This window comes from Methylobacterium sp. WL69 (assembly GCF_008039485.1).
Classification (GTDB): domain Bacteria; phylum Pseudomonadota; class Alphaproteobacteria; order Rhizobiales; family Beijerinckiaceae; genus Methylobacterium.
On sequence record NZ_VRUZ01000120.1, the window covers coordinates 1 to 10,625 of the forward strand.

Here is a 10,625-nt window from a genome sequence, read left to right on the forward strand (position 1 = left end):
ACCCACGGCCCCGCCCTGACGGCGTCCATCGCGGCCAAACGGGAGGCCCGCTGGTTCTACGATTGGGGCGGCGGCCTGATCTGGCTCGCCACCGCGGCGGAGGACGACGCCGGGGCCGCGACCGTGCGGGCGGCCGTCAAGGCCCAGGGTGGACACGCCACCCTGGTGCGGGCGCCCGACGCCGTGCGCGCCGCCGTGCCGGTGTTCGAGCCCCTGTCGGAACCGCTGATGCGGATCACCGCTGGCCTCAAGGCGGCGCACGACCCGCTGGGGGTTTTCAATCCGGGCCGGATGTACGCGGGAATCTGACGGCGCCGCGACACTCTTACCCGCAGGCGCCGGCTATCAAATCGGCGCCTTCCGGGGTTTGGAGTCGTTCCAAAGGCTCGGCTTGGCGGTCGTTCCGCCCTAGAGTCCGTTTGAACCGACGGTGCCCGCACGCCACGGTGTGGAGCGGCCCCGCAAAGGGTGGATTCAGGAACACGCCGTGCAGACCAATTTCAGCCTGACGCAGCTCGCCGATCCCGCCATGGCGGCGTCGGAGAAGATCCTGCGGACCTGCGTCCATTGCGGCTTCTGCACCGCCACCTGCCCGACCTACCTGCTGCTGGGCGACGAACTCGACAGCCCGCGCGGCCGCATCTACCTCATCAAGGACATGCTGGAGGGCAACAAGCCCGCCGTGCCCGAGGTGGTCAAGCACGTGGACCGCTGCCTGTCGTGCCTGTCCTGCATGACGACGTGTCCCTCGGGCGTGCACTACATGCACCTCGTCGATCACGCCCGCGCGCATATCGAGGAAACCTACACCCGGCCCTTCGGCGACCGGGCCCTGCGCGCGATCCTCGCCTTCGTGCTGCCCTATCCGAACCGCTTCCGGCTGGCACTTCTGGGCGCCAAGTTGGGCACCCCGTTCCGCCCCCTGGTGGCGCGGGTGCCGGGCCTCGGCAATCGGCTGGCCGCCATGCTCGACCTCGCTCCGGCCGAACTGCCCAACCGCAACCGCACCGACCGGCCCGGCACGTTCCCGGCCGAGACCCGGGCGCTGGAAGCCAGCGCCGCCCTCCAGGGAACCACGGCGCCGGCCCGCACGGGCCGCGTCGCGCTGCTGCGCGGCTGCGCCCAGAGCGTCCTACGGCCCGACTTCAACGAGGCGGCGATCCGGCTGCTGACCCGGCACGGCGTCGAGGTGGTGCAGGCCAAGGGCGAGGGCTGCTGCGGCGCGCTCACCCACCACATGGGCAAGGCCGAGTCCTCCCATGCCCAGGCCAAGCGTACCATCGACGCCTGGATCGCCGAGATGGACGGTGCCGGCCTCGACGCCATTGTGGTCACCGCGTCCGGCTGCGGCACCACCATCAAGGATTACGGCTTCATGTTCCGCGACGACCCGGCCTACGCGGCGAAGGCCGCGCGGGTGTCGGCCATCGCCAAGGACGTGACCGAGTACGTGGCGAGTCTAGGATTGATGCCGACCCTCATCGCGAGCGACCTTGTGGTCGCCTACCACTCCGCCTGCTCGATGCAGCACGGCCAGGGCATCCGCACGGAGCCCAAGGCCCTCCTGAAAACGGCTGGCTTCACCGTGAAGGACGTGCCCGAGGGCCACATCTGCTGCGGCTCGGCCGGCACCTACAACATCCTTCAGCCCGAGATCGCCAGCCGGCTGCGGGACCGCAAGGTCGCCAACATCGAACGCATGCGCCCCGACGTCATCGCCACGGGCAACATCGGCTGTGCGACCCAGATCGGGAAGGGCACCGCCATCCCCATCGTGCACACGGTGGAACTGCTCGATTGGGCCACGGGCGGGCCGAAGCCGGCGGTGCTGACGGCGGCCTGACGCTGGGGCTCACGGATCGAGCTGATAGGTGAGGGGAATCCAGCGGTAGCCGGTCCCCTGCCGCACCACGTAGCCCAGCGACGGGAACGCGGTGTGGTAGGCCGCCACCAGAAGCCCGTCCGTGGCGGCCATGTCGTAGATCGTCCGGCGCGTGGCGGCCCCCCGATCCTTGTCCATGTCGAAGAACGCCTGCCATTCCGGGTGCGCCAGGGAGGCGACCTCGTGATGGGCGCAATCCCCCCAGACCATCATGCGCTGCCCGGCGCTCTCGACGTGAAAGGCGAGGTGTCCCGGCGTATGCCCGAAAGCGGCCAGGGCGGTGATGCCCGGCGCCACCGTGTCACCGGGCTTCACGAAGGTGGTGCGGTCGGTAAGCGGCAGCAGGTGGCTGCGGAAGACCCGGGCCGACTTGTACGCGTTGCTCTCCGGCGGCGCGGACAGGCGAGACTCGTCGCGCCAGAACGCATCCTCGGCCGCGCCGACCACGTAGCGCGCCCTCGGGCAGAGCGGGCGCCCGCCCTCCACGAGGCCGCCGATATGATCGGTATGGCAATGGGTCAGGACGACCACGTCGATGGTCTCCGGTGCGATGCCGGCCCGTGCCAGAAGCCGCGCCAGCTGCCCGCCGGCGGGACGGGGCACGAACCCGACCTCGCCGTTGCCGGTATCGAACAGGACGGTCTCGCGGCCGGTCTGCACGATGGTCGGCGTGAAGCCCGGCTTGAACCGGTTCGGCGGGAGGCGATTCTCCCGCATCAGGGCTTCGACCTCGCCGCGCCCGCGGTCTTCGCCGACGATGGGCCAGGGACCATCGATCATCGCGCTCGCATCGAGCAGGGTCGTCACCGTGAAGGCCCCGAGCCGAACCCGGTGGATCATGGGCGGCACATCGAGCGGGCAAGTCTGCGCCGTCGCGGACCGCGGTACGGCAAGGGCGAGGGCGGATGCCGCGAGGCTGCGGCGGGTGAGATCGATCATGATGGGCATTCCCCCGCCGGTCCGCGTGCGCCAGGATGATCCCGGGCCTCCGGCTTCAGGGCAGGGGCTAGCATCGTGACGGAGGGTGGCGCTTGAACGAACCTGCTGCGCCCCACGCGCTCGGCCCGCTCTGGCATGTGGACGGCGCGCACACCTTCTTCGCCGGGCCGCTCGCCTACAATGCCAGCCATCGGCACGGGGCGCCGGTCTATCTCGCGGGCCTCTACGGGTGCTTCCGGATACGGTTCGACGGCACGGCGTGGACCACCTGCCGGACCGCCTTCGTGTCGGCGGGTCTGGCGCACGAACTCGATTGCGGCGGGGACCCCCTGGCGGTCCTCTACCTCGAACCCGAAGCCTCGCCGCTCGCCCTGATGGGACTCATGCGGGGCGCTACCCCCATCGCCGGAGCCCGCGTCGCGGCAGGGGGCGAAATCGTGCCCCTGCGCGCCCTCTACGAGGATCGGGGGGCCTGTTCCTGGGCCGGCGAGGCACTCGCCGATCTTGCTGGCTTCTCCCTCCGACACACGGACGGTTCGCTGGACGGCCGCATCGCCCGGGTCGTGTCGAGCCTTGGAGCCGAACCACAATCCGCACTGTCGGCCGACGCGCTCGCCCGGTCGGTGGGCCTGTCCTCGTCGCGTCTGCAGCACCTCTTCACCCAGGAGATCGGCGTTCCGTTCCGGCGTTATCGCTCCTGGCTCCGCATGCGCCGGGCCATCACCGCCGTCGTCGCGGGGGCGAACTTCACCGGCGCCGCCCACGCGGCGGGCTTCGCAGATCAGGCCCATTTCGCCAACGATTTTCGCAGGACGTTCGGGGCACCGGCCTCGCGGAGCCTCCTCAACGTTCGCCGATAGGCGGTACCTCAGGATCGCGCCTTCACCTGAACCGCCGCCAGCACGAACACCCGGATCGCAGACGACAGGTTCTGCCCGTCCCGCCCCGCATCGATCTCGCCGATCAGCGCCTGGACCGACCGATTGCGCGCGTCGGCGACCTCGCGAAGGGCATCCCAGAACGGGTCCTCCAGGGACACGCTGGTGCGGTGGCCGGCGATCATCACCGAGCGCTTGGTGACGCCGCCCGTCACGGTTGGCGCTCCTTCACTCGGGGTCCGGCCCCACGAGCTTGTGGCCCTCGTGGCGCGAGACCTCGATGGCCTTCTTCGCCTCGGCCAGGGTCTTCGCCTTCTTCGGCCGGCCGAAGGCGATGCGGTTGTCGGCCGCCTTCGCCTCCTTCTCGGAGCGTGCCTTCGCCTTGCGGGCGTCGCGCAGGTTGATGATCTCCGCCATGCGCGTCCCCGTCAGTCGGCGCTGGGCGCCAGCATGGTCTCCGGGCGCACCACGCGCTCGAACTCCTCGTCCGTGACGTAGCCGAGCCGCAGGGCCTCTTCCTTCAGGGTGGTGCCGTTCTTGTGCGCGGTCTTCGCGATCTCGGCGGCCTTGTCGTAGCCGATGGAGGGCGCGAGTGCCGTCACCAGCATGAGCGAGCGGCTCATGAGGTCGGCGATGCGGTCCTCGTTGGCCTTGATGCCCACCACGCAATTGTCTGTGAAGGAGATCGCCGCGTCGGCGAGCAGCCGGACCGATTGCAGCACGGCGTTGGCGATGACGGGCTTGAACACGTTGAGCTCGAAATGGCCCTGACTGCCGGCGAAGCTCACGGTGGTGCCGTTGCCGATCACCTGAGCGCAGACCATGGTGAGGGCCTCGCACTGGGTCGGGTTGACCTTGCCGGGCATGATCGACGAGCCGGGCTCGTTCTCGGGCAGCGACAGTTCGCCGAGGCCCGAGCGCGGGCCCGACGCCAGCAGGCGGATGTCCTGGGCGATCTTGAACAGGCCGGCGGCGAGCGCCGACAGCGCTCCTTGCGTGAACACCAGGGCGTCGTGGGTGGCGAGGGCCTCGAACTTGTTCTCGGCCGAGGTGAACGGCAGGCCCGTCAGCTCGGCGACCTTGGCGGCGAACTTTTCCGCGAATTCGGGGTGCGCGTTGAGGCCGGTGCCCACCGCCGTGCCGCCCTGGGCCAGCGCCAGCACGCCCGGCACGGTCGCCTGGACGCGGGCGCTGCCGAGGGCCACTTGCGCGACATACCCTGAGAATTCTTGACCCAGCGACACGGGGGTCGCGTCCTGCAGGTGGGTCCGGCCGATCTTGACGATCCCCGAAAAGGCCTGGGCCTTGGCGTCGAGGGCGTCGTGCAGGTGCCGGAGGGCGGGCATCAGCCGGTCGTTGATCTCGCGCGACACCGCGATGTGCATGGCGGTGGGGAAAACGTCGTTGGAGGACTGGCCCCGGTTGCAATGATCGTTGGGATGCACCGGCGACTTGCCACCCCGCTTGCCGCCCAGAAGCTCGTTGGCGAGGCTGGCGATGACCTCGTTGGCGTTCATGTTGGACTGGGTGCCCGACCCGGTCTGCCACACCACGAGGGGAAATTCCTGGTCGTGCTCGCCCGAGACCACCTCGGCCGCCGACGCCGCGATGGCCTGGGCCACCTTCGGGTCGAGGCCGCCGAGATCCTGGTTCACCAGGGCGGCGGCCTGCTTGACGAGGCCCAGCGCGTGGACGAGGGGCGCGGGCATCCGCTCCGTGCCGATCTTGAAGTTCTGGATCGAGCGCTGCGTCTGAGCCCCCCAGTAGCGATGCGCCGGGACCTCGATGGGTCCGAACGTGTCGGATTCCGTGCGGGTGGCGGGCGTCTCGGTGGGCGACATCGTGGCCTCTTCGTGTGGCTGCGGCGCACCCTACTTAAACCGGGCAGGTCGAAACCGCGATGGCACCGGGTGACGGTGCCTTGGAAGTCTCAACGCTTTTTTGGCGGCCTGCCCCTGACCCAGGAGTGATGACACGCCGATGATGGATGCCGCCGCCCCGTGCCCACCCGATGCGCCCGTGCGCTTCCGCCCGGCCGTGCCGCGCCCCCTGCGCCAGCCGTTGGGTCTCCTCGCCTTCCTCAAGGCGGCGCGGTCCAACCCCATCACCACCTGGCTCGATGAGCATTTCGAGAAGCCCGTCATGGCGGGGGAGGGCGCCATGGGCCGCGTCACCGTGGTGAGCGATCCGGCCCTCATCCGCTACCTCTACGTGGAGAACGCCGCCAACTACCGGAAGGACGACCTCCAGCGCCGGGTGCTGGCCCCCGGCCTCGGCAACGGCCTGCTCACGGCGGAGGACGAGGAGTGGAAGCTCCAGCGCCGCACCCTGGCGCCGATCTTCTCCGCCCGCCACGTCCTGGACTTCGCCGACCCCATGAACGCCGCCGGCGCCCGCATCGCGCGGCGTCTCGCGCGCCGGGACGGGACCACGATCGACGCCGCCCTGGAGATGACCCGCGTCACCCTCGACGTGCTGGAGCGGACCATCTTCACGCAGGGGCTCGCGAGCGATCCGGATGCGCTGGGCCGGGCCATCACGCGGTTTCTGGAAGCCGTCGGCCCCATCGATCCCCTCGACGTGTTCGGCGTGCCGGGCTTCGTGCCGCGCATCGGCCGCCTGCGGGCGCGCCCCGCCGTACGGTTCTTCGCCGAGGTGGTGGATGCGCTCATCGACAAGCGCCGCGCCCTGATCGCGTCCGACCGCGCGCCGGCCGACCTCCTGACTCTTCTGTTGGAAGCGCAGGACCCGGAGACCGGCAAGGGTCTCACCGATCTGGAGGTGAAGGCCAACATCGTCACCTTCATCGCCGCCGGACACGAGACCACGGCCAACGCCCTGACCTGGGCGCTCTACTGCCTGTCGCAGGACGATACGGCGCGCGCGCGGATCGAGGCCGAGGTCGATGCCGTACCGGCGGACGGGGGATTCGACGCCGAGGCGCTGCCGTTCACCAAGGCCGTCATGGAGGAAACCATGCGGCTGTTTCCGCCGGTGCCGTTCCTCAGCCGTCAGGCCATCGCCGAGGACCGCATCGGCCGGGTCAAGATCCCGCGCGGGTCACTGGTGATGGTGGCGCCCTACGTGCTCCATCGTCACCGCACCTTGTGGGACGATCCCGCAGCCTTCGTGCCGGACCGCTTCCTGGGTGAGGCGCGCAAGGCGATTCCGCGCTTCGCCTACCTGCCGTTCGGGGCCGGCCCGCGCGTCTGCATCGGTCAGAGCTTCTCCCTGCAGGAGGCGGTGATCGTGCTGGCTCACATCGTCCGGTCCGTGCGCCTGCGCGTGCCGGCGGATCACCCGGCGGTCACGCCCCTGCACCGGGTCACTCTGCGGCCGGAGCACGGCCTGCGCATGGCGGTCGCGCGCCGCGGCTGACCGTCAGCTCTTTTTGCGGAACGCGTCGAGGCTCACGACTTCGGCGCCGGCCTCGGCACCCTCGCCCTCGGCCTTCTTCGATGGCGTCTTGCCGACGGACAGCTTCGCGGCGGGTTTGGCGGCGGGCTTGTCCGCCTGGTCCCCATCGGTGTTGTTCTGCGTCGAAGCGGTCGCCGGCCCGATCTTGGGCACACCGGAGCCGATGGCGGCGAGGCCCGTGCCCTTCGGTTTCAGCTCGCTCGGCTCGGAGGCGGCGCCGCGCGGAGCGGTCTTGCCGGTCGCCAGGGGCGTGGCGTCGTCGTCGACGGCCTCGACGGCTTCCTCCATGCCCTCGGTCAGGTCGAATTTGAGGCCGAACTGGACGGACGGGTCGAAGAATCCCGAGAGCGCGTCGAACGGCACCAGCAGGCGCTCGGGCACGCCGGAGAACGACAGCCCGACCTCGAAGGTGTGCTCGTTGACGCTGAGATCCCAGAACTGGTGCTGGAGCACGATGGTCATGTCCTGCGGGTACTTTTCGCGGAGACGCTGGGACATCCGCACCCCGGGCGCTTCCGTCCGGAAGGACACGTAGAAGTGATGCTCGCCGGCCAGCCCCTCCCGGGCGGCATCGGTGAGCACCTTGCGCACGACGCCGCGCAGGGCATCCTGCACCAGAAGATCGTAGCGGATCAGATCGTCTGCCATCTGCGGTCGCTTATACCCGGTGCCTGGCCGCCGTCGCACGCCCTAGGGCGCACCGGGGTCGGATGAAAATCGAGCGGAGTGCCGTTGCCGGCCGTCTCCGGTAGTGCCCGAACGACCTCGACCTTCCGCCGGAACCCGCAGCCTGTCCAGCCCGCATGCGATGCGTCCAAAGGCCCGTGGTTCTGTCGGAAAGTGCCGGGTACCGTCTCGGGATCGGAGCATTCCGCCGATGCGGAAATGCGCGTCACCGTCACCGGCGCATCGGGCAGTCCCGTGAACATAGAGAGAGTCCGGTCGCTTTTGAAGCCCGATCCGAGGGTCCCTTCCGAACGTGACGGTCCGGATATGACCGGGCGGTGGGTCGCGGCCGTGCGCGTCGCGCGCGCCCTGGCCGGCATGGTGCTCCGCGCCGTTCTTCCCCTCGGCGCGGCGAGCGTCGTCGCCCTGGTGATCGTCCGGGTCGGCGCCGATTGGATTGACGGCCTCGATCCGTTCTCGGCCGCCGGACGCAGCCCCTTGCGTCCACCCCAGTTCGCCGCCCGCGAACTCGCCCTCGACGGGGTGCGCCAGGGAATCCTCGCGCTCTTCGTCCTCGCCGCCGCCCGCTGGACCAATGGACCCTCATGGCGACAGGCCCTGGCCCTGACGGTCCAACGTGACGCCACCCTGCCGCGGCGCACCTTCGCGTGGCTCCTCGTGGCGTGGCCCGTCGTCCACATTGCCTGGGTCACGGGCACGGGCGCCGCGTTCGGTGCGCCCGTGGCCCGCAACGCCACCCTTTCGCCGACCCTCCAGGCCGGCGGCGTCATCCTGTGGCTCGCCACCGTCGTCGCCCTGGCGCCCGTGGCCGAGGAACTGCTGATGCGCGGCTTCGTCTTCGCCCGGGGCCTGCGGGGTGCCGGCCCCACCCTCACCATCCTGACCACCGCTGCGCTGTTCGCCGGCGCGCACATCAACGGCTTCGGCCTCGCCCGGCCGGTGTCGCTCCTGCCGCTGGCCCTGATGCTCGGCTGGCTGCGCTGGCACGGGGGGCGCCTGTGGCCCTGCATCGTACTCCACGCCTGGAGCAACCTCGCCATGATCGCCTGGGTGCTCTGGCCCGAGGGGTGAGGATCGTTAGGGACAACCGCGACCGGGAGCGCCCACGACCTCGCCTCGCCGCCACCGACGCGTTATTCACGAAGGACAGCCGGAGCCGCGATGCACGCCTACCATCAGCTTCTCGAACGCATCCTCTCGGAGGGCGTCCGCAAGGATGACCGCACGGGGACGGGCACCCTCTCGGTGTTCGGCCACCAGATGCGGTTCGATCTGGCCGCCGGCTTCCCCCTGGTGACGACGAAGCAGCTGCACCTGCGCTCCATCATCCACGAATTGCTGTGGTTCCTCACGGGCGACACCAATGTGCGGGCGCTCCAGGCCAACGGCGTCACCATCTGGGACGAGTGGGCCGACGCGGAGGGCGACCTCGGCCCCGTCTACGGCCTGCAGTGGCGTTCCTGGGCCAAACCCGACGGCGGCAGCGTCGATCAGATCGCCTGGGTGCTGGACGAGATCCGCCGCAACCCGGATTCGCGCCGCCTCGTCGTCTCGGCCTGGAACCCGGCCGACCTCGACCGGATGGCGCTCGCCCCGTGCCATTGCCTGTTCCAGTTCTACGTCGCCGAGGGCCGGCTGTCGTGCCAACTCTACCAGCGCTCGGCCGACGTGTTCCTCGGCGTGCCGTTCAATATCGCCAGCTACGCCCTGCTGACGGCGATGATCGCACAGGTCACGGGACTGACGCCCGGCGACTTCGTCCATACCCTGGGGGACGCACACCTCTACGTGAACCACCTCGATCAGGCCCGCCTCCAGCTCACCCGCGATGAACGTCCCCTGCCGCGTCTCGCGCTGAACCCGGCCGTCACGTCCCTGTTCGACTTCCGTTTTGAGGACATCGCCATCGAGGGCTACGCGCCGCACCCCGCCATCCGCGCGCCGGTGGCGGTCTGATGGCGCGCCCCCGCATCACACTCCTCGCCGCGGTGGCCGAGAACGGCGTCATCGGTCGCGACAACGGCCTGATCTGGCGCCTGCGCAGCGACCTGCAGCGGTTCAAGGCCCTGACCCTGGGCAAGCCCGTCCTCATGGGTCGCAAGACCTACGAGTCCATCGGGCGTCCCCTGCCGGGCCGGCGCATCCTCGTGTTGACCCGCGATCCCGGCTTCTCCGTGCCGGGCGTCGAGACGGCCCACGACTGGAATGCGGTGTTGGACCTCGTCGATGGCGCGGGCGAACTGATGGTGGCCGGTGGCGGCGAGATCTACCGGCTCGCCCTCCCGCAGGCCGACCGCATCCACCTCACGGAGGTGGCCCTGACGCCGGAGGGCGACACGGTGTTCCCGGCCTTCGACCGTGCGGCCTTCCGCGAGACCTTTCGCGAAGCCCATCCGGCGGGCGGGCACGACGCCTGCGCCTTCAGTTTCGTCGATCTCGAGCGGATCGCCTGACGGTGGCCGAAGTCAGCCCCGCGACCCATCGCGCAATGGTTCCCTCGCCGGTTGTCATTCGGATGGGCGATGCCCAAATCCCCGTTAAGTCTGAATTCGTCTCGTCCCCACCACCCGCGGCCCAACCTTGACAGGACCGCACGTGGCCTCGCAGGTGGGATGGACTGATCGAGACCGTACAACGCTTCTGTCCACACGATGGGGGTACGGTTCGCCTGCCCATGGCGGTGCGGCCGGATGGCGCAAATCGGCTTCGGGCCACATAGGCTTTGCGCAGCGGACACGCTGCTGGAACGGGAGATATCGGCGAGCATGCCTTGGAGCAATCAGAGCGGCGGCGGTAGCGGCAACGGGGGAGGGCCCTGGGGC

Annotated in this window: 11 protein-coding genes and 1 pseudogene; 7 read left to right on the top strand and 5 right to left on the bottom strand. The window is 69.8% G+C overall.

The window, feature by feature from the left end; all coding sequences use genetic code 11:
- Both FV218_RS20420 and FV218_RS20425 read left to right on the top strand, forming a co-directional pair.
- Positions 1 to 309 (top strand): annotated as a pseudogene (locus tag FV218_RS20420) (glycolate oxidase subunit GlcE); the annotation flags it as partial.
- 178 nt (positions 310 to 487) lie between these two features.
- On the top strand, positions 488 to 1,843 hold the full coding sequence (locus FV218_RS20425; protein WP_147711340.1) for a heterodisulfide reductase-related iron-sulfur binding cluster: 1,356 nt from the start codon (positions 488 to 490) through the stop codon (positions 1,841 to 1,843).
- Between the two features lie 9 nt (positions 1,844 to 1,852).
- Here the strand turns inward: FV218_RS20425 and FV218_RS20430 are convergent, their stop codons facing one another.
- Positions 1,853 to 2,830 carry an MBL fold metallo-hydrolase gene (locus FV218_RS20430; RefSeq protein WP_187273121.1) on the bottom strand — a complete coding sequence of 326 codons (978 nt, stop codon included), beginning with the start codon at positions 2,828 to 2,830 and terminating at the stop codon, positions 1,853 to 1,855.
- An 83-nt stretch (positions 2,831 to 2,913) separates the two neighbouring features.
- On the opposite strand from FV218_RS20430, the gene FV218_RS20435 reads away from it, so the two are divergent.
- Positions 2,914 to 3,681: an AraC family transcriptional regulator gene (locus tag FV218_RS20435; RefSeq protein WP_147711342.1), complete on the top strand. Its 768-nt coding sequence runs from the start codon at positions 2,914 to 2,916 to the stop codon at positions 3,679 to 3,681.
- An 8-nt stretch (positions 3,682 to 3,689) separates the two neighbouring features.
- On the opposite strand, the gene FV218_RS20440 is transcribed toward FV218_RS20435, so the two are convergent.
- Genes FV218_RS20440 through fumC form a run of 3 tightly spaced genes read right to left on the bottom strand, consistent with a single transcriptional unit; the run spans position 3,690 to position 5,540 of the window.
- On the bottom strand, positions 3,690 to 3,914 hold the full coding sequence (locus tag FV218_RS20440) for a ribbon-helix-helix domain-containing protein (protein WP_147711343.1): 225 nt from the start codon (positions 3,912 to 3,914) through the stop codon (positions 3,690 to 3,692).
- Positions 3,915 to 3,927: 13 nt separating this feature from the next.
- Positions 3,928 to 4,116 carry a DUF4169 family protein gene (locus FV218_RS20445; protein WP_147711344.1) on the bottom strand — a complete coding sequence of 63 codons (189 nt, stop codon included), beginning with the start codon at positions 4,114 to 4,116 and terminating at the stop codon, positions 3,928 to 3,930.
- A gap of 11 nt (positions 4,117 to 4,127) precedes the next feature.
- On the bottom strand, positions 4,128 to 5,540 hold the full coding sequence (gene fumC / locus FV218_RS20450; protein ID WP_056094879.1) for a class II fumarate hydratase: 1,413 nt from the start codon (positions 5,538 to 5,540) through the stop codon (positions 4,128 to 4,130).
- A 139-nt stretch (positions 5,541 to 5,679) separates the two neighbouring features.
- Here fumC and FV218_RS20455 point away from each other — a divergent pair, with 139 nt between their 5' ends.
- Complete coding sequence (locus FV218_RS20455) at positions 5,680 to 7,077, top strand: cytochrome P450 (RefSeq protein ID WP_147711345.1); 1,398 nt, start codon at positions 5,680 to 5,682, stop codon at positions 7,075 to 7,077.
- A 3-nt stretch (positions 7,078 to 7,080) separates the two neighbouring features.
- Here FV218_RS20455 and FV218_RS20460 read toward each other — a convergent pair whose 3' ends face one another.
- Positions 7,081 to 7,764 carry a ClpXP protease specificity-enhancing factor SspB gene (locus FV218_RS20460; protein WP_056094874.1) on the bottom strand — a complete coding sequence of 228 codons (684 nt, stop codon included), beginning with the start codon at positions 7,762 to 7,764 and terminating at the stop codon, positions 7,081 to 7,083.
- 345 nt (positions 7,765 to 8,109) lie between these two features.
- Between FV218_RS20460 and FV218_RS20465 the strand changes: the two genes are divergently transcribed.
- From FV218_RS20465 to FV218_RS20475, 3 genes are all read left to right on the top strand, one after another.
- The gene (locus tag FV218_RS20465; protein WP_246685208.1) at positions 8,110 to 8,874 is read left to right on the top strand and encodes a CPBP family intramembrane glutamic endopeptidase; all 765 of its coding nucleotides are present in this window, start codon (positions 8,110 to 8,112) and stop codon (positions 8,872 to 8,874) included.
- Between the two features lie 90 nt (positions 8,875 to 8,964).
- Positions 8,965 to 9,759, top strand: coding sequence for a thymidylate synthase (locus FV218_RS20470; RefSeq protein ID WP_147711346.1), 795 nt, complete (start codon positions 8,965 to 8,967; stop codon positions 9,757 to 9,759).
- Positions 9,759 to 10,256 carry a dihydrofolate reductase gene (locus FV218_RS20475; protein WP_147711347.1) on the top strand — a complete coding sequence of 166 codons (498 nt, stop codon included), beginning with the start codon at positions 9,759 to 9,761 and terminating at the stop codon, positions 10,254 to 10,256. The genes FV218_RS20470 and FV218_RS20475 overlap by 1 nt, the downstream gene beginning before the upstream one ends.
- Positions 10,257 to 10,625 lie beyond the last annotated feature (369 nt).